This is a genomic window from Serratia sp. FDAARGOS_506 (assembly GCF_003812745.1).
Lineage (GTDB): Bacteria > Pseudomonadota > Gammaproteobacteria > Enterobacterales > Enterobacteriaceae > Serratia.
Window position 1 is genome coordinate 4,590,400 of the sequence record NZ_CP033831.1, and the last position, 17,310, is coordinate 4,607,709.

The 17,310-nt window shown below is 59.8% G+C and carries 15 protein-coding genes and 1 pseudogene; 6 read left to right on the forward strand and 10 right to left on the reverse strand.

The annotated features are described in order from the left end of the window. Positions 1–78 precede the first annotated feature (78 nt). Positions 79–963 (forward strand): LysR family transcriptional regulator, encoded by an 885-nt coding sequence (locus EGY12_RS22260; protein WP_123895401.1) that lies wholly within the window; start codon positions 79–81, stop codon positions 961–963. A 150-nt stretch (positions 964–1,113) separates the two neighbouring features. Here the strand turns inward: EGY12_RS22260 and leuE are convergent, their stop codons facing one another. Together leuE and EGY12_RS22270 are read right to left on the reverse strand one after the other, a co-directional pair. Further along, a complete protein-coding gene (gene leuE / locus EGY12_RS22265; protein WP_123895402.1) occupies positions 1,114–1,758 on the reverse strand; it encodes a leucine efflux protein LeuE in 645 nt (214 codons plus the stop codon). Positions 1,759–1,963: 205 nt separating this feature from the next. Beyond that, positions 1,964–2,536: a hypothetical protein gene (locus tag EGY12_RS22270; RefSeq protein ID WP_123895403.1), complete on the reverse strand. Its 573-nt coding sequence runs from the start codon at positions 2,534–2,536 to the stop codon at positions 1,964–1,966. 128 nt (positions 2,537–2,664) lie between these two features. Between EGY12_RS22270 and EGY12_RS22275 the strand changes: the two genes are divergently transcribed. After that, positions 2,665–3,555 (forward strand): LysR substrate-binding domain-containing protein, encoded by an 891-nt coding sequence (locus tag EGY12_RS22275; RefSeq protein ID WP_123895404.1) that lies wholly within the window; start codon positions 2,665–2,667, stop codon positions 3,553–3,555. On the opposite strand, the gene EGY12_RS22280 is transcribed toward EGY12_RS22275, so the two are convergent. The 7 genes from EGY12_RS22280 to EGY12_RS22310 form a co-directional block, all read right to left on the reverse strand. Continuing rightward, positions 3,552–4,280: a PA1136 family autoinducer-binding transcriptional regulator gene (locus EGY12_RS22280; RefSeq protein ID WP_123895405.1), complete on the reverse strand. Its 729-nt coding sequence runs from the start codon at positions 4,278–4,280 to the stop codon at positions 3,552–3,554. The two genes, EGY12_RS22275 and EGY12_RS22280, sit on opposite strands and share 4 nt — an antisense overlap. Next, positions 4,277–5,152 carry a glyoxalase III HchA gene (gene hchA / locus EGY12_RS22285; RefSeq protein ID WP_123895406.1) on the reverse strand — a complete coding sequence of 292 codons (876 nt, stop codon included), beginning with the start codon at positions 5,150–5,152 and terminating at the stop codon, positions 4,277–4,279. Before hchA ends, EGY12_RS22280 begins: the two co-directional genes overlap by 4 nt. Before the next feature lie 101 nt (positions 5,153–5,253). Then, positions 5,254–6,021, reverse strand: a complete 768-nt coding sequence (locus EGY12_RS22290) for an ABC transporter ATP-binding protein (protein ID WP_123895407.1) — start codon at positions 6,019–6,021, stop codon at positions 5,254–5,256. Next, positions 6,008–7,018 (reverse strand): iron ABC transporter permease, encoded by a 1,011-nt coding sequence (locus EGY12_RS22295; protein WP_123895408.1) that lies wholly within the window; start codon positions 7,016–7,018, stop codon positions 6,008–6,010. The genes EGY12_RS22290 and EGY12_RS22295 overlap by 14 nt, the downstream gene beginning before the upstream one ends. A gap of 42 nt (positions 7,019–7,060) precedes the next feature. Then, positions 7,061–8,137 carry an ABC transporter substrate-binding protein gene (locus tag EGY12_RS22300; protein ID WP_253722896.1) on the reverse strand — a complete coding sequence of 359 codons (1,077 nt, stop codon included), beginning with the start codon at positions 8,135–8,137 and terminating at the stop codon, positions 7,061–7,063. Positions 8,138–8,183: 46 nt separating this feature from the next. Then, positions 8,184–8,582, reverse strand: a complete 399-nt coding sequence (locus tag EGY12_RS22305; RefSeq protein ID WP_253722899.1) for a hypothetical protein — start codon at positions 8,580–8,582, stop codon at positions 8,184–8,186. A gap of 16 nt (positions 8,583–8,598) precedes the next feature. Continuing rightward, a complete protein-coding gene (locus tag EGY12_RS22310; RefSeq protein WP_060451691.1) occupies positions 8,599–9,969 on the reverse strand; it encodes an MFS transporter in 1,371 nt (456 codons plus the stop codon). A 334-nt stretch (positions 9,970–10,303) separates the two neighbouring features. Between EGY12_RS22310 and amiA the strand changes: the two genes are divergently transcribed. Both amiA and EGY12_RS22320 read left to right on the forward strand, forming a co-directional pair. Continuing rightward, the gene (gene amiA / locus EGY12_RS22315; protein WP_123895660.1) at positions 10,304–11,134 is read left to right on the forward strand and encodes an N-acetylmuramoyl-L-alanine amidase AmiA; all 831 of its coding nucleotides are present in this window, start codon (positions 10,304–10,306) and stop codon (positions 11,132–11,134) included. A 54-nt stretch (positions 11,135–11,188) separates the two neighbouring features. Further along, positions 11,189–12,241, forward strand: coding sequence for a porin (locus tag EGY12_RS22320; protein WP_123895409.1), 1,053 nt, complete (start codon positions 11,189–11,191; stop codon positions 12,239–12,241). Positions 12,242–12,308: 67 nt separating this feature from the next. Here the strand turns inward: EGY12_RS22320 and EGY12_RS22325 are convergent, their stop codons facing one another. Further along, on the reverse strand, positions 12,309–13,139 hold the full coding sequence (locus EGY12_RS22325; RefSeq protein ID WP_038877959.1) for an alpha/beta fold hydrolase: 831 nt from the start codon (positions 13,137–13,139) through the stop codon (positions 12,309–12,311). Positions 13,140–13,365: 226 nt separating this feature from the next. Between EGY12_RS22325 and EGY12_RS22330 the strand changes: the two are divergent. After that, positions 13,366–14,763, forward strand: a pseudogene (locus EGY12_RS22330) (coniferyl aldehyde dehydrogenase). A 259-nt stretch (positions 14,764–15,022) separates the two neighbouring features. Continuing rightward, positions 15,023–17,218: a catalase/peroxidase HPI gene (gene katG / locus EGY12_RS22335; RefSeq protein ID WP_123895410.1), complete on the forward strand. Its 2,196-nt coding sequence runs from the start codon at positions 15,023–15,025 to the stop codon at positions 17,216–17,218. The last annotated feature ends 92 nt before the right edge of the window (positions 17,219–17,310 follow it).

Genomic DNA, 17,310 nt, shown 5'->3' on the forward strand with positions numbered 1-17,310 from the left:
GGGGTATTACTGCTAAGATTGATACCATATTGTTATAAATTAATGTTGGGTTTGCTGTCGTTAAGGAGGGATTATTCAATGGCGAAAAGGGAGAACTACAACGAGTTGTACCTATTTATGCAAGTGGTACGGGAAGGCAGTTTTACCGCGGCGGCTCAGCGGCTGGGGCTTGCTCAATCAGGGGTCAGCCGTTCCATTCGTGAGCTTGAGGAAAGGTTGGGTGTCCAGCTACTGGTGCGCACCACGCGTAAACTGTCGCTGACGCAAGCGGGCGAGCAACTCTACCAGAAGACGGCATCTGGATTTGATACGCTAGATCTAGGGCTTGCCACGCTGGCACATTATCGCGAGACCCCTTCCGGCACGGTTCGTATCAATGCCAGCCAGCACGCGATTGATAAATGCCTGCTGCCAAAGCTTGCGATATTTAAACAGCGCTATCCTGATATCAGGCTGGAACTCATAAACGAGAGCAGGTTCGTCGATATTATCGAAGAAAGATTCGATGCGGGCGTTCGCCTGGGGCCCGAAGTAAGCCCTGGCATGGTTGCTGTACGCATTACGCCCGATATGGAGATGGCGATTGTGGGTGCCCCTGAGCATTTTCGTCGCTACGGCTTTCCGCAAACCCCGACAGATTTAAAGGCGCATCCCTGTATCGCCTATCAGTTTGCCGACGGCAGCGTGTACCAGTGGGAACTCAATCAGGATGATAAAAAAATTACGCATCGGCCTGAAGGACAATGGGCCTTATCTGACAGCTACATGGAAGCAGAAGCCGCCCGGCTGGGCTTGGGGCTGGCCTATGTTCCTGTCGAGCTGGTCACAGATGATCTGGAACGCGGGGCGCTTATCAGAGTTTTACAGCGTTACAGCCTGCGAATGGAGGGGTTGTTTCTCTATTACCCTCATCGCAATGTATCCCCCGCTCTGCGAATGGTCATTGAAACATTGAAAATCTGAACGTTTAGCGATGACCGAGCCTTCACTGTGCAGAATCGTGTTATGTGGTATCTTTGTGCTTTCAATCCTAAGGGCTACTATACGCAGAGCGGACGTCCCATCCAGCGAAGGAACGTAAAAAAACCGCCTCGCGGCGGTTTAGTTATCCAATCAGGAAGTTGCGCTGGCGAGCCGTGCTGCAAATCCAATGAAGAACATACCTACCAGCGCGTTTCCGGTGACAGATAACCTACGGTTGCCTTTCAGACGGCTGAGCAGATAAGAGCCACAGAAAACGAGAAAGCCGAAATAAACGAGAGTAATTGCGAACATCACTGCTGCAAGAATGATAAACGCCATCCAGGAGTGCTCAGCCTGAACATTGATGAACTGGGCGAAGAAAGAGATATAGAACAGCAGCGTCTTTGGATTCAATAGCGTAACCAGCATTCCGCGCCCGATGATCCCCTTAGCCTCAGCTGAAGATTTCTTCTCTTCACGCGTTTCGACAGCTGGCTTAAAGATAGCGCGTATCGTCTGGACTCCGAGATAGAACAGATAAGCAGCACCTGCGTATTTAATGGCGTTAAACAAGGCTGGTGTTGAGCTGATTACTGCCGCCAGCCCGCACCAGGCCAAAAGAACCAGGATAACGTCGCTCAGGAGGATGGAAAATATTGCAGCAAAGCCTCGCTTGATGCCGCTGGTAATGCTCGTTTTAATCACGAACATGGTTTCAGGGCCTGGCACAAGGACTATCAGCGTCGCACCAAGCAGGTACGTCCAGAAATTCACGACACCAAAATCAGCAAACATTTTCACTCCAGTTCTCTCGTTTTCAATGAGGCTATTCTAACTAAAGCTACGTTAATGAAAACACATCACCACGACTTTCAATTCACAATCAATGTCCGCTCCTGGCACAAAACCGCCCCGTCAGATCGCCACCCCTAACACGTCCCCACAAGCACCTAAAGGCCCACCCCGTCCCCCAGGCAGGCCTTTAACCTTCAGCAATTTTTCAGCCCCCATCCCGCTCCGCAATCCGTGCCATCAATGCCCCCAGCAGCGCCAAATCGACCAGCAGCGCCAGCGCGAAGCAGGCTCCCTTTATCCCCGGCGCGGCGTAGGTTTGCACCAGCGAAGCGGCAACCACTATGGCCACGATAGTCACCACCGTCGTCAGTCTGCACGCCACGGCGAACGCCATTTTCTCCCCCGCCGCCGTGCGATAGGCCACGCCCTGCCCCAGACCGCCGAGGGCGATGCCCGCCAGCAGGGCCGGCCAATCATGGCCGCCGAACAGCATCAGCAGCGTCAATAGCCACCCCGCCGCCGCCAGCAAAAAACCGTAGCGGAGCATAGCCAGCGCAGGCCGCTTCCGCAGCGGCTGCCAGCGGGCCAGCGCGGCGCCACCGAGAAACGCCAGCGCCAATGCCGTTAGCAGCATGAGCGTTGCGCCGATGCCCAGCAGGCTCTCCGCCTCCAGCAGCAAAGCGCCTGCCGCGACCGGCACGCTGAGCGCCAGACCGCTCGCCGCCGTTCCCGTGTGTGCCACGGCGCCCAGGGCGCCGTTGTTGATATAAAGGCTCATCGTTAACTCCCGACATGTGGAAATGATGAAATTAATTCATTCCCCTGTTCACATATCAGTAGCCTATCTCTTGTATAATCGGTCAGACAAACTCATAGTTTTCAGCATTAGATGAGAATAACTCAGCCATGAGAAAACCCCGTTTGCCGCCGCTGGGCGCGCTGCGCGCCTTCCACGCCGTGGCCGGCTGCCGCAGCTTCAAGCTGGCCGCCGAGGCGCTGGGCGTCAGCGCGACGGCGGTCAGCCATCAGATCAAGCTGCTGGAGTCGGTGCTGGAATGCCGGGTGTGCGAGCGCAGCGCGCAGGGTGTCAGCCTGACCGAGACCGGCGAGATCCTGTATGCCGGCACCCAGCGCGCCTTTGCCGCGCTGGAGCAGTCCGTCGCCCAAATCACCCGCGCCCAGCAGCCGCCGGCGCTGACCGTCACCACCACCTCCAATTTTCTCACCCACTGGCTGGTGCCGCGCCTGGCGGATTTCAAGGCAGAGTTTCCCGCCATCGATCTGCGCCTGCACACCAGCGTCGAGCGGGTCGATCTCAACCAGCGCACCGTGGACGTCGCCATCCGCTACCGTGAAACGCCGGAAAGCGATCTGCACTGCACCCTGCTGCATGAGGATCGCTTTATCGTGGTGGCCAGCCCGGCGCTGGCGCTGGAGCGCATTGAGGATTTGCAGCGGGTAACGCTGTTTCACGTGGAGCATCGGCAGGTGCCTGCCGACGCGCCAACCTGGGAAAACTGGCGGCGACGCTACGGGCCGGAAGGGTTGAACGTGGAAGCCGGGCTGACCTTCAGCGACGAAACCCATGCGCTGCAGGCGGCGGTGGCGGGCCAAGGGGTAGTGATCGCCAGCCGGCTGCTGGCGCGCGATTTGTTGCAGCGCGGCGTGCTGGCCGCGCCGTTCGAGATGTCGTTACCCGGCGCTAACTACTATCTGATGGCCACCGAAGAGACCGCGCAGCGCTCCGATATCATCGCGCTGCGCGAGTGGCTGCTGCGACAAATGGCGGCGGGCTAACGGCTTTCGGGGGCGATTTCCCCCAGACGGATCGCCACGCCGATCGCCTGTGCGGTGGTGGCGGCGCCAAGGCGTTGGCGAATGCGCCGCAGGTGGTTTTCCACCGTGCGTTCAGACAGGCCGAGCATCGCGGCGATATCCGCCTGCCGCCGGCCGATGGCGGTCCAGCTCAGCACCTCGCGCTCGCGCGCCGACAGTCGCCCCGCTCCCTCACCGGCCGCCGGTTCAAACAGCCCCCGCGCCGCCTGAAAGGCCGCGTTGCCCACCAGCGACAGCGCCAACCGCACCGGCGGTGAGGCGTCGATGCGCTCGCCCCCCAGGCTGACGGCCCCCTCCAAACCAGCGGGGCCGAACACCGGGATCTGCACGCCGTGCAGGCCCGCGCCGCGCGGCGTGCGCACAATCCGGTAGCGTTCACTCTGCTGCGCCCGGGTCTTGGTCCAGAAAAACGGCTCGCTGACCCGCAGCATGTGCCGGGTCACCGGGCAGTGCCGCACGTAGGTCAGCGCATCGACCGCCTCGCCGTCGCCGAACCAGTCGCCCTCGACCCAATAGATATGCTCGATCCCCGCCTCCGCCGTGGCGGAAGTGGAAAACAGCACAAAGCGATCGAAACCGAACGGCGCGGCAAAGGCGCGAACCCGCCCCTGAATGGCAGACAGGGTTCGCTCATTGTCCATCGCCAGCGCCGTCTGAAAAGCGCGCTGCGCGAGCGCTTCGCTCATCGCGCGGCGACGTCGGCCAACAACGTCTCCGCCGCCAGCTTGCCGAGGTTGTTGGAGGCCAGCGGGCTGTCGCCGGTCAGCAGGCGCCGATCTTTATGCACCTTGCCGGTGATGTCGGCATTGACGATCTTCACGCCCAACTCACGCAGGCGTTCGCCCACCAGCCAGGGCATCGGGCCGGGGATGTAGCCGATGTCGATGTTGGCGCCGGTATCGAGCGAGTCCGGGAACACGCACATCTCATAGCCGCGATAGAGGAAATCGTCTTTGCGCTCGCCGATGCCCGCTGCCAGCAAACCGGCCGGCCCGTGGCACAGCGAGATCACGTAGCGCTCGTTGTCATGGGCCCAGTGCAGCGTCTTTTTCACCTCTTCACTGAACGGGATATCGTTGAGCACGCCGTGGCCGCCGGGGATGAAAACGCCGAGGTAGTTGCCGCCATCCAGATCCTTCACTACTTCCGTCAGCTTTTTCGGCTGCTTGAGTTGGCTGCGGTACTTCTCATAGGTAGCCTTGACCGCTTCGTCTTCCTGCGGGAACGCCCACATCTCCAGCTTCACCGGATCGCCGGACGGCGTGGCGATGTCGATCTCGAAACCGGCCAGATCCAGGTGATACATCGGTAACAGCATCTCGACCGGGTGGTTGCCGGTAGAGAAGAACTTGTCGTTTTGCATCAGCAGGTAGCGCTCCTGCGAGGCGATCATCAGCACCTTCCACTTGCCGCCGCGATAGGCGTTCGGGTAGCTGGCGCCCGCGAAGTCGGTTTTGGACGAGGTGTACTGGCTGAGGGAGTAAGGCGATGGGAAGAACGCGTTGTCTTCCGCCACATCCGGGGTGGGATTACGATCGTTGGACACTGAATCAGTCATGATTATCTCCATATTCACCGTTACGTTGCCCTTTCAGCTTAAATAACCGCCGGCGGGGCCGCAATGAGGGATATCCCTCAAGCAATCTTTGCAGCCGAAACTCAGGCGAGATTGCGCAGAGCGATAATAAAGGTTTCTTCGCCGGCGCCCTGGTATTGATAGTGGCACTTTCTTACCGGCACCCGAAAATAGCGCTCCAGGATATCTTCCCGCAGCACAGCGCTTTTAACGCCAAACAACGACTGCCGTTTTGTCATCAGTAAACACTTGTCGGAGATGCGTTCGGCGTAATTGAGGAAATGCGTATTCAGCACGATCGTCATCTGCCGCTCTTTGGCGAGGTGCCAGAGCATCTCGATCATTTTTGCCTGATTGTAAAAATCCAGGTTCGACTCCGGCTCATCAAGGATCATGACGTCAGGATCTGCCATCAGCGCCTTGGCGAAATAACACATCTGCAGTTCACCGCCGCTGATCTGATCGATGCTTTTCTGCGCCAATGGGCCGATTTCCAGGGATTGCAGCACCGCCTGCGCCCTGGCGAAATCGTGCTTTCCCGGCCGGGCAAACAGTCCGGCCTGACGAACGCAGCCGAAAGTGACAAAATCGAGTACGCCATAGGAAAAATGTGGCGCCTTCGCCTGCGGCACATAGGCCAGGCGCGCCTCTCGATTATCGACGCGGCCGATCTCGCACCAGCCGGCGCTGGGCCGACACAGGCCCGCAATATTTCTCAGCAGCGTTGTTTTGCCGGCGCCGTTCGGGCCCAGCACGCTGAGGATCTCGCCGCGCTTAAGCTGGAAGCTGACGTTGTCGAAAATGGGCTCCCGCCCTTTGAAACCAAAGGATAGCCGGCTAGCGGTGATCATATCGATTACCCATAATAAAAAGCGTGGCGAAAAGCGGCGCACCGATCAGCGCGGTCAGGATGCCGATCGGGATTTCTGCGTAGGTGGCGCCTCTGGCGATATTGTCTATCACCAGCAAAAACAACGCCCCGCTCAGCGCCGAGGCCGGGATCAGGCGGCCGTGGTTATACCCCAGCACGCTTCTCACCAGATGCGGGATCACCAAGCCGACCCATCCCACCACGCCGGCCAAACTCACCGAGGCGGAAACCAGCAGGGAGGCGGCGATCAGCAGCAGGATCTTCAACCGGGGCGGATTTAGGCCGGCAATGCGCGCCTCGTCATCCCCCAGCGAGAGAATGTTCATTTTCCACCTGAGCCGATAGATTGTCAGGTAACACGCCGCAAACAGCGGGATTAGCCAATAGACCTGCGCTTTCGCCACCGAAGCGAAGCTGCCCATCAGCCAGAAGACGATCGCCGGCAAGGTATCCTGCGGATCGGCGACATATTTTATGACCGAGACAAACGCGATAAACAACGACGCGATAATCATGCCGGACAGGATCGTCGTCAGTGCATCCTGCCGACGTTTCAGGCGGCAGATGCCGAACACCAGCAGCAGGCTCACCACGCCGAAAAGAAACGACAGCATGGCACTCAGGGCAAAAGGCAGACTCAATAAAATGCCCAGCGCAGCGCCAAAGGCGGAGGCGGAAGAGGTGCCCAGCACGTCCGGGCTGGCTAACGCGTTTTTCAGCACCGCCTGAAAGGTCGCGCCGGCGACCGCCAACCCGCCGCCCACCAGCATCACCGCCACCACCCGCGGCGCGCGCAGGTTAAAAATCACCGAATAGCGGGTCGGGTTTTCCCCCTGCATGTTCCCCTGCCATAAAATCTGCATCACATCATGGGCCGACAAGGCGTAGCGGCCGGCAAACAGTGATGCGACGGCGGCCACACACAAGGCCAAAAACAGCCCCGCCAGGATCGCCACATATTTTCCTCTGCCCGGCATCCCCAAGCTCCCCCCATTAATGAATGCTATTCAACCGTGGCACTAGCGCTGTGCCAGCACCTCATCCAGCAACCGGTCCGGGATCGCATAGGAGAACATCGTCTGATAATAGCGGCGCGTCTCCTCCCGCAGCGTCTTGTCGCTAATGTCTTCAGGGGCATAGCGGTTGATCATAAACAGCGGCAGCAGTGACGTTTCCGCCGACAGGCCCCCCCAGTTATGAATGCCCACCGGCGTCGAGAAAACCTTGCCGTTTTTTACCGCCCTGAGCGTTTCCCAGGCCTGGCCGGGGATCCCCCCGTGCAGCAGCGCTTTGGCGCTGCCGAACACCACGAAAATCACATCCGGGTCCCAGGCCATGATCTGCTCCATCGAAACGTTGATGTACCTGCCGGCATCCCCTTTCACCGGCAAATCCCCGGCGACGTTGTCCATGCCGGCCATTTTCAGGTAGGTGTCGCCATAGGTATGCGGGCCACTCACCTTCAGCTGCCTGCCGTCACTTTCTTCGAGATACAACGCCCTGACGTGCTGCGCATGGATGGCTGCGGCATAGGGGCGGATCTGCTTCAGGGTCTTTTCCCAGGCGTCTTTGAATTTGTGCGTGCGCGGCAGGCCGAGCGTGTCGGCGAAAGTGTTTTCCCAATACACCTGGGTGGCCATCGGCTGGTATTTTGTCTTCCCGCCGGCATCCAGATCGACGGTCATCACGCCCGCTCTTTCCAGCCGATCGTCCTGGCTTTTGCCGTAGTAATAAATAATGTCGGGCCGTAGATTCATTAACGATTCCATGTTGACCCGGTAGTCCTTATTGATGAAGGCGGAGGTGATCCTGCCGATGTCAGGCTTCATGTCCTCCAATACATGCCTATCGGCATGCATGAACGCCCAGGGCCCCACGCCGACGACGTGCCGGTAGGCCGCCTCGTTCGCCAGGATCACGCCGAAGGGGCAGTTGCCGGTGATGACGATCCGCGGGTAGCTGCCGGGCAGCGTTTGCGCCGCCACGCTTTGTGGCGGTTCGGCCGCCGCCGGCTGGCCGGCGGTGGCGCAAGGCGCCGTCGGCAAGGCGAATATTGCCAGCAGAGCGGTGGCAATAAATTTCACTGTGACGCACATGGTGCCTCCTGTGCGCACGCTCGGCGGCGTGCGTCGATGGGCTGCTTTAGGCCGACGCGGCGATGCCGGCGGCCATGATGGTGATCCCGGCCACAAACACGATTGCCGTGGTGGCGACCGCGCCGCCGCCGACCAACGCGGCGGTTTTTCCTGTGGAAAGATCTTTTCGTTGCAGGAAAGAGAGCTGCGACAGAGGAATGATTTTTCCGCTGTCGGCAACCAAGTCTTTCGGTTCAACCTTCGCCACCGTCAACTCGCCGCCGCTGCCGTCCTTCAGACCATATTTCAACTGGTCGCCGACATAGACCGGCGGCTGCAGCAGGTAATATTGGCTATTGGGCCCCGTCTCTTTTTGTTGCAACGCCACGTCGTGGTAGGTCGTGCAGCCGGCAAGGGAAAACGCCGCCATCCCGATAACCAACGGCACTAATGGGATAAATCGCATGGGAAACCTCGTGCTTCTATTTGCTGGTTTTTAACGTAACGGCGGACTTGAAGCGCATATAGCTCACGACCAGAGAAAGGAACGAGAATGCCGCCCCCGCCATTAAACTGATATTCGTCGCTTGCGCGCCCCGCATATTGAAGAAAATCGCCACTAACGCCGAACCGACGATTTGCCCAATCAGCCGGGAGCTGCCCAACAGGCCGCTGGCGATGCTGCTGTTTTCATGGGAGACCGAGGTCATGATCAGCAGGTTGTTCGGTGATTGAAACAGGCCAAAACCGATGCCGCACAGCGCCACGCGCCATACGATCGCCCCATTCGACGGATCGCTGGGCAGATTGGCCATCAGCAGCATGCCTGCCAGCAGACAGGCAAGGCCCGAGAGGGCAACAAGATTGGGATCGTACTTCTTGGCCAAATCGCCGGAAATCAGCGAAGACGCCATGGTGGCCAGCGGCCAGGCGGTCAGCAACAGACCGATGTCCACCACGTTTCTTTGCAGGACATTGTGGAAATAGAAAGGCAGCGATACAAAAGCCAAAAGCTGGGTGCTGTAGGACAGCATCGACATCAGCAAAGACAATGACAGCGTCGGGTTATGCAGCATCGCGATCGGGATCAGCGCGGCGTTGGCCTTTCTTTTCTGATTGATATACAGCAACCCGGCCAGCCCGGCGAATACCGCAAAGCTCAGCGCCGCCGCCGGCAGATGGTGGGTGGTCATGCTCATGGTGCTGAGCGAGAAAGCGATGAACAGCACAAACACCAACAGGGCCCCCCCGCTGTCGAATCCAACGCTGCGCCGCTCGCGGGGGGCCAGGAAGATCAGGCTCAGCAACAGCGACAGGCAGGCGATGGGAACATTGATGGTAAACAGCCAGTTCCAGCTCGTTTGAGAAAGTATCGCCGAGGCGATGGAAGGCCCGGCGGCGGCGGAAACCGACACCACCATCACGTTTATGCCCAGGCCGCGCCCCAGCAGCCTTTCCGGGTATATCTCCTTGATCAGCGCCGCATTGACGCTGAGCACCGCCGCCGCGCCGAAGCCCTGTATCACCCGGAATGCCGTCAGCATCGACAGCGTCGCGGAAAGCGCGCAGCCCAAGGATGAAAAAGCGAACAGCACCACCCCGGCTATAAAGATCTTTTTATTGCCCACTGCGCGGCCCAGCGCCGCGAAGGGCATCAAAGAGGCAACGACGGCAAACTGGTAGGCATTAATAATCATGATGGAGGCCGATTCGGAAACGCCGAAATCTTTGGCGATCACCGGCAGTGCCACGTTGGCGATGGTACTGTCGAGCATGGCGATGACCGTGCTTAATGAGACGGCGAGAACGGCGAATATATTTAATGTCTCTTTTTCCTGGTGTTTAAAAGTCATGTTAACGCTCCAAAAACGTGAGTGGCTTCATGCCGGCGGCAAAGACCCCGTTTTTTATCCGCTTTAATAATTACGTTATAACATATCAATTAAAGAGGAGAATAAATCTCATTTGAAATATTAGATTAAATAGTGTGTCAAAATAAGAATTAACAAATACAAAACAAATAAATAGCAATACGAACATTCAATAAACAAAATAAATTCAGTATAAAAAACCAGTGAATTTAAGGAATGACATTAAAAGTAACAGCCGCTAACAGACAACCCCGCCGACACACGGAATTGTTATATTATAACAACAACCCCCTTCCCTTTTATGCTGGTTACCCTTATGGCTAAGACGGACCTTTTGAACACCCGGTTATCTCGCCGCAGAATGATGTTGGCAGGGCTGGCGGCCCTGGCGCTGAACGGCGCCGTTTCCCCGCTGGCTCACGCCCACGGCCTGCCGCGCCCCAAACCTCACGGTGCGCGAAAAAGATTCCTGGTCATGTTGGATCCCGGTCATGGCGGCATCGACTCCGGTGCCATTGGCCACACCGGTTCGCTGGAAAAACATGTCGTTCTGGAGATCGCCAGAAATGTGCGTGCACAGCTCGATCGACACGGCATCGATGCCCGCCTGACGCGCGACAGCGACGTTTTTATTCCGCTTTACGATCGGGTGGAGATCGCGCACCGGCATGGCGCGGATCTTTTCATGTCCATCCACGCCGACGGCTTTACCTGCCCCAGCGCCTGCGGCGCTTCGGTCTTTGCGCTTTCCAATAAAGGCGCCAGCAGCGCGATGGCGAAATACTTATCGAACAGTGAAAACGCGGCGGACGATCTCGCCGGCCCTAACGTCATCAAGAAAGACCGCTATTTGCAGAAGATACTGTTTGATTTGGAGCAGACGGAAACGATCAAAGAAAGCCTGGCGCTGGGCTCGCACCTGATTCAACATATTGCGCCCATCCATCATCTGCATGCCAAAAATACCGAACAGGCGGCCTTCGTGGTCTTAAAGTCCCCGTATATTCCTTCCGTCTTGGTGGAAACCTCTTTCATCACCAACCCTGAGGAAGAAAGGCTGCTCGGCACCCCCGCCTTCAGAAATAAAATTGCCACGGCGATCGCTCAGGGGATCGTCAGCTACTTTAAACGCGAAACGCACGTTTAAGCTTCGCCGGGGCGGCAAGCTCTTGGGCTTGCCGCGCACAGGGACGGTGCCATCATGATAAAACGCAATCCTCGTTATTTTTCGGCGGGCATGCTTTTCCCCCTGCTGGCCTTGTTGCCGTGCGGCGCCTCCGCCGTGTCGTTGACGGGATCGCAGCAAAACAGCCTGAATTTCTACGGCACGATTATCGCCAGACGCTACAGCGGCCAAAACGAACGCGACGACGGCGACCGCAGCTACCTCTATTTCGGCCTGATAGGCAAAAAAAAGATCGCGCCGCGCTGGCAGGCCTACGCCCACTGGGAATATACCGTCAGCTTCGCCGACGCAACGCGCAACAGCTCCCGGCTCGCCTATATCGGCGTGCAAAACGCCGCCCTAGGCAGCCTCGATATCGGCCGCAACTGGGGCGTGCTTTATGATGTGACCGCCCTGACCGATCGCTCTCCGCTGTTTAGAGAGATGGCCTACAACTACATCGACAACTTTATGCGCGGCCGGGCGCATAACCTGCTCACCTACCGCCAAACTTTCAGCCTGTTTCAGCGGCGCGCCGCCCTCGCGCTGCAATACCAGTTCAAAGACGGCGACGAACGGCAAGCGCCGGGCAAACAAAACGGCAACGGATTCGGCGCCTCGTTCCGTTATGCACTGACGCCGACGCTCAGCCTCATCGCCGCCGCCTCGGCGTCTCAAACCACGCAGCGGCAGCAACACGCCGCCGGTTATCGCCGGCGCATCGACACGCTGGCCGAAGGGGTTCTCTATGCGTCGAAAAAAATCTATCTTGCGGTCGTGTTCACCCAAAGCGACAACGCCATCAGCCCGCAACAAACCGCTAACCACGGTTCGGCGTCAAGTTATGAAGCGCTCGCCAAATATCGGCTGACGGACCATATTCAACCCAACATCGGCTATACCCGCTTGATACAGGCCCGGGCAGGCAGGAACACGGACTTGTTGAACTATGAGGAGTTAGGGGTCACCTGGTTGCTCAACGGCAATATGCAGGTGTTCATTAACTATGAATTCAATAACCTTTCGCAGCACGCGGCCGGCGTCGATGCGTCGGACAAGCTCGATATGGGCATCAGCTATCATTGGTGATCCGCTCTCCCGCAGCCAATAAAAAGCCCCGCCCGGTAAGGGGTGAGGCTCGCGACACGTTGAGTCTTTAGCTGTTCACGAACGCCAGCAGATCGGCGTTGACCTGATCGGCATGGGTGGTCGGGATGCCGTGCGGCGCGCCCTTATAGGTATGGAGCGTGCCGTTCTGCACCAGCTTGGCCGACAGCACGCCGGAGTCCTGATAAGGCACCACCTGGTCGTCGTCGCCGTGGATCACCAGCACCGGAATGGCAATCTTCTTGAGATCTTCGGTGAAATCGGTCTGCGAGAAGGCGACAATGCCGTCGTAGTGCGCCTTGGCGCCGCCCATCATGCCCTGGCGCCACCAGTTCCAGATAATCGCCTCAGAGGGTTTGGCACCCGGGCGGTTATAGCCGTAGAACGGGCCGGCCGGCACGTCGTAATAGAACTGTGCCCGGTTGGCGGCCAGCTGCGCCTGGAAATCATCGAACACCGCTTTGGGGGTGCCCTGCGGATTGGCGTCGGTTTTTACCATCAGCGGCGGCACCGCGCTGATCAGCACCGCTTTGGACACCTTGTCCTCGCCGTGGCGCACGATATAGCGCACCACTTCGCCGCCGCCCGTCGAGTGGCCCACGTGCATCGCGCCCTGCACGCCCAGGTGTTTTACCACCGCAGCGACGTCATCGGCGTAGTGGTCCATGTCGTGCCCTTCCGACACCTGGCTGGAGCGGCCGTGGCCGCGGCGATCGTGCGCCACCACGCGGAACCCTTTGTTCACGAAGAACAGCATCTGGGCATCCCAGTCATCGCTGGACAGCGGCCAGCCGTGATGGAAGTAGATAACCTTGCCGTTTTTTGGGCCCCAATCCTTGTAGAAAATCTCGACGCCATCACTGGTCGTTACATAACCCATGTCGTTTCTCCCATTTACACTATGGTTAAAAAAGAAGGTTTATACTGCGCGCGGCGCCGGGATCTCTGGCTCCCTCATCCCGGTTGGCCGACGATCTTGCGTTGATCGTTTAACGAGTATAGGTTTAAAGCTCACTTTAAGGTCAAACAGGGTTCGGCAAACTGCATTCCCGCTTTCACTCGGCATCAGGAGAATTCAAGTGCAGGGAGATGACATCCTCATGACGATGGAGCAACGGCTTGCCGCCCAGCGCCATGCCTTCCTGCGCGACGGCGCACCGACGATCGCTCAGCGCAAGGCCGCCCTGCGCCGCCTGCGGAGCGCCATTTTGGCCCAGCGCGACGCGCTGACGGCGGCCGTCAGCGCGGACTTCGGCCACCGCTCGCCTTACGAAACCGAAATTCTGGAGATCCTGGTCACCGTGCAGGCGATCGATTATCTGCTGCGCCACCTGAAGCGCTTTATGCAGCCGGAACGCCGCCACGTCGCCCTGCCGTACCAGGCCGGGCGCGCCTACGTGCAATACCAACCTAAAGGCGTGATTGGCGTCATGGCGCCGTGGAACTATCCCTTCTCGTTGACCTTCATCCCGCTGGCCACCGCCCTGGCCGCCGGCAACCGCGTGATGCTGAAACCTTCGGAGCTCACGCCGCACACCAGCCAACTCATCGAAACCATGCTGGCGGCGCTGTTTCCCGCCGATGAGGTCGCGGTGGTGACCGGCGGGCCGGACGTCGGGGCCGGGTTCAGCACACTGGCGTTCGATCACCTGGTGTTCACCGGCAGCACGACGATCGGCCGCCAGATCATGCAGGCGGCCGGTAAAAATCTGGTGCCCTTGACGCTCGAGCTGGGCGGCAAAAGCCCCGCCGTCGTGGCGCCCGGCGCGCTCACCGCCAGAACCGTTAACAGCCTGGCGTTCGGCAAGCTGTCGAACGCGGGCCAAACCTGCATCGCACCCGATTACCTGTTGATCCATCAGGACGATGTGGAAAACTTCATCGCGCTCTACGACGCGGCGGTCAAAGCGTTTTACCCCGACGGGCCGACGAGCCATGACTACGGCGCCATCATCAACGACAGGCACTACCACCGTTTGCAGGATCTGCTCACCGACGCCTAGGCACGGGGTGCGCGGATCGTTCCGGTAGGCCACTGCCCGGACTCGGCGGCGGAACGGCCGAAAACCCTCGCCCCCACGCTGATCGTCGGCGCCCCCGACGACAGCCGGATCATGCAAGAGGAGATCTTCGGGCCGCTGCTGCCGATACGCACCTACGCCACCTTTGATGAAACGATCGACGTTATCAACGCCGGGCCGCGCCCGCTGGCGCTGTACTACTTTGGCCCAGGCGGCCCCCTGCAGGACAGGCTGCTGGCGCGCACCACCTCCGGCAACGTCAGCGTCAACGCCACCCTGCTGCATTTTGCCCAGGACGATCTGCCGTTCGGCGGCATCGGCCCCAGCGGCATGGGGGCCTATCACGGCATTGAAGGATTCCGGGCGCTGAGCCACGCCAAGGGCGTCTTCATCCAAAGCCGCTGGCGCTTCACCGATCTGCTGCGCGCGCCGTTCGGCAAGCTGGCGGACGCGGTGCTCAAGGTGATGCTGCGGCGCCGATAAGGCGGCGTGCCGGCTATCAATAACACAGCCATAAATCGCCGCAAGCTATCGCAATATTCACTCATTCCTATTTTATCTCTCCGCCGCCGCTGACTAAGCTTAGCCATGAGTCACCCTTTGCCCGTTAGCGGCTGGGGCGATGTGATCCCATTGAGTTCAGTTATTTAGCGCAACACCCAACGCAAGCCTGACCCGCATGCCTTGTTAACCGCTCCACGCCCGGCGGCTGGAGCACCTTTACGGAAGCAGAGAGCGCATTATGACAACTGAAAGCAAATGCCCGTTTTCGGGCGGCAAGCAGCCCGCGCCGCAGAACGGCCCCACCAATCAGGATTGGTGGCCAAATCAGCTCAGCCTGAAACCGCTGCATCAGCACTCCCCCCTATCCGATCCGATGGATAAAGACTTCAACTACGCCGATGCCTTCAACAGCCTCGATCTGGCGGCGGTCAAACAGGATCTGCACGCCCTGATGACCGACTCACAGGAATGGTGGCCGGCGGACTTCGGCCACTACGGCGGCCTGTTCATCCGCATGGCCTGGCACAGCGCCGGCACCTACCGCATCGGTGATGGCCGCGGCGGCGCGGGCGAAGGCCAGCAGCGTTTCGCCCCGCTCAACAGCTGGCCGGACAACGTCAGTCTCGACAAGGCGCGCCGCCTGCTGTGGCCAATTAAGCAGAAATACGGCCGCAACCTCTCCTGGGCCGACCTGATTATCCTGACCGGCAACGTGGCGCTGGAATCGATGGGCTTCAAAACCTTCGGCTACGCCGGCGGCCGCGCCGACACCTGGGAGCCGGACGATGTCTACTGGGGCTCGGAGAAGATCTGGCTGGAGCTGAGCGGCGGGCCGAACAGCCGTTACTCGGGCGACCGCGATCTGGAAAACCCATTGGCGGCGGTACAGATGGGCCTGATCTACGTCAACCCGGAAGGCCCGGACGGCAACCCCGATCCGGTGGCCGCCGCGCGCGACATCCGTGAAACCTTCGCCCGCATGGCGATGAACGACGAAGAAACCGTGGCGTTGATCGCCGGCGGCCACACTTTCGGCAAGACCCACGGCGCCGGCCCGGCGTCTAACGTCGGCGCCGATCCCGAAGCGGCCGGGCTGGAACAGCAGGGCCTCGGCTGGCACAGCACCTTCGGCACCGGCGTCGGCAAAGACGCCATCACCAGCGGCCTGGAAGTCACCTGGACCACCACCCCAACCCAGTGGAACCACGACTTCTTCCGCCACCTGTTCGAATACGAATGGGAGCTGAGCCAAAGCCCGGCCGGCGCGCATCAGTGGGTGGCGAAAGACATCGGTGAAACCATTCCCGACGCCTTCGATCCGAACAAGAAGCGCCGCCCGACCATGCTGACCACCGACCTGTCGCTGCGCTTCGATCCGGCCTACGAAAAGATTTCGCGCCGCTTCTATGAACACCCGGAAGAGTTGGCCGACGCCTTCGCTCGCGCCTGGTTCAAGCTGACACACCGCGATATGGGGCCGCGCGCGCGCTACCTCGGCCCGGAAGTGCCGCAGGAAGAGTTGATTTGGCAGGATCCGATCCCGGCGGTCGATCATCCTCTGATCGACGCGCAGGACATCGCCGCACTGAAAAGCGCCGTGCTGGCTTCCGGCCTGCCGGTGTCAACGCTGGTCTCCACCGCCTGGGCTTCCGCGTCGAGCTTCCGCGGTTCCGACAAACGCGGCGGCGCCAACGGCGCACGTATTCGCCTGGCACCGCAAAAAGACTGGGCGGTCAACCAGCCTGCGCAACTCGCCGCGACGCTGGCCAAACTGGAGAGCATCCAACGCACTTTCAACGATGCGCGGACCGGTGGCAAGCGCGTCTCGCTGGCGGATCTGATCGTATTGGCCGGCGCCGCAGGCGTGGAGCAGGCGGCGAAAAACGCCGGTTTGACCCTGACGGTGCCGTTCGCGCCGGGCCGCATGGACGCTTCGCAGGAGCAGACCGACGTGGACTCCTTCGAAGCGATGGAGCCGCTCGCCGACGGATTCCGCAACTTCCTGAAGGGCAAATACCGCGTGCCGGCCGAAACGCTGCTGGTCGACAAGGCGCAGCTGCTGACCCTGACCGCACCGGAAATGACGGTGCTGGTCGGCGGGCTGCGGGTGCTCGGTGCCAACGTCGGCGGCACGCAGCACGGCGTGTTCACCCAGCGGCCGCAGGCACTGACCAACGACTTCTTCGTCAACCTGCTCGACATGGGCACCACTTGGCACCCGGTCGGTGAAGACGGCCTGTTCGAAGGGCGCGATCGCCGCAGCGGCGCGGTCAAGTGGACCGGCACCCGCGTCGATCTGGTGTTCGGTTCACACGCGCAGCTGCGCGCGCTGGCCGAAGTCTACGGCAGCGCCGACGGGCAAGAGAAGTTCGCCCACGACTTCGTCGCCGCCTGGAACAAAGTGATGAACCTCGATCGTTTCGATCTGGCCTAAGCCACCCACAACGGCCTGCTTCGGCAGGCCGTTTTCTTTCCCAAGATCAACACCGCCTCCGCTCAATGCCGGCCGTCGCACGCGCCGTTATA

Excerpts from the sequence above, each read along its gene's own strand:
- EGY12_RS22260 (WP_123895401.1), top strand. The coding sequence starts at position 79 with ATGGCGAAAAGGGAGAACTACAACGAGTTGTACCTATTTATGCAAGTG.
- leuE (WP_123895402.1), bottom strand. The coding sequence starts at position 1,758 with ATGTTTGCTGATTTTGGTGTCGTGAATTTCTGGACGTACCTGCTTGGT.
- EGY12_RS22270 (WP_123895403.1), bottom strand. The coding sequence starts at position 2,536 with ATGAGCCTTTATATCAACAACGGCGCCCTGGGCGCCGTGGCACACACG.
- EGY12_RS22275 (WP_123895404.1), top strand. The coding sequence starts at position 2,665 with ATGAGAAAACCCCGTTTGCCGCCGCTGGGCGCGCTGCGCGCCTTCCAC.
- EGY12_RS22280 (WP_123895405.1), bottom strand. The coding sequence starts at position 4,280 with ATGAGCGAAGCGCTCGCGCAGCGCGCTTTTCAGACGGCGCTGGCGATG.
- hchA (WP_123895406.1), bottom strand. The coding sequence starts at position 5,152 with ATGACTGATTCAGTGTCCAACGATCGTAATCCCACCCCGGATGTGGCG.
- EGY12_RS22290 (WP_123895407.1), bottom strand. The coding sequence starts at position 6,021 with ATGATCACCGCTAGCCGGCTATCCTTTGGTTTCAAAGGGCGGGAGCCC.
- EGY12_RS22295 (WP_123895408.1), bottom strand. The coding sequence starts at position 7,018 with ATGCCGGGCAGAGGAAAATATGTGGCGATCCTGGCGGGGCTGTTTTTG.
- EGY12_RS22300 (WP_253722896.1), bottom strand. The coding sequence starts at position 8,137 with ATGTGCGTCACAGTGAAATTTATTGCCACCGCTCTGCTGGCAATATTC.
- EGY12_RS22305 (WP_253722899.1), bottom strand. The coding sequence starts at position 8,582 with ATGCGATTTATCCCATTAGTGCCGTTGGTTATCGGGATGGCGGCGTTT.
- EGY12_RS22310 (WP_060451691.1), bottom strand. The coding sequence starts at position 9,969 with ATGACTTTTAAACACCAGGAAAAAGAGACATTAAATATATTCGCCGTT.
- amiA (WP_123895660.1), top strand. The coding sequence starts at position 10,304 with ATGGCTAAGACGGACCTTTTGAACACCCGGTTATCTCGCCGCAGAATG.
- EGY12_RS22320 (WP_123895409.1), top strand. The coding sequence starts at position 11,189 with ATGATAAAACGCAATCCTCGTTATTTTTCGGCGGGCATGCTTTTCCCC.
- EGY12_RS22325 (WP_038877959.1), bottom strand. The coding sequence starts at position 13,139 with ATGGGTTATGTAACGACCAGTGATGGCGTCGAGATTTTCTACAAGGAT.
- katG (WP_123895410.1), top strand. The coding sequence starts at position 15,023 with ATGACAACTGAAAGCAAATGCCCGTTTTCGGGCGGCAAGCAGCCCGCG.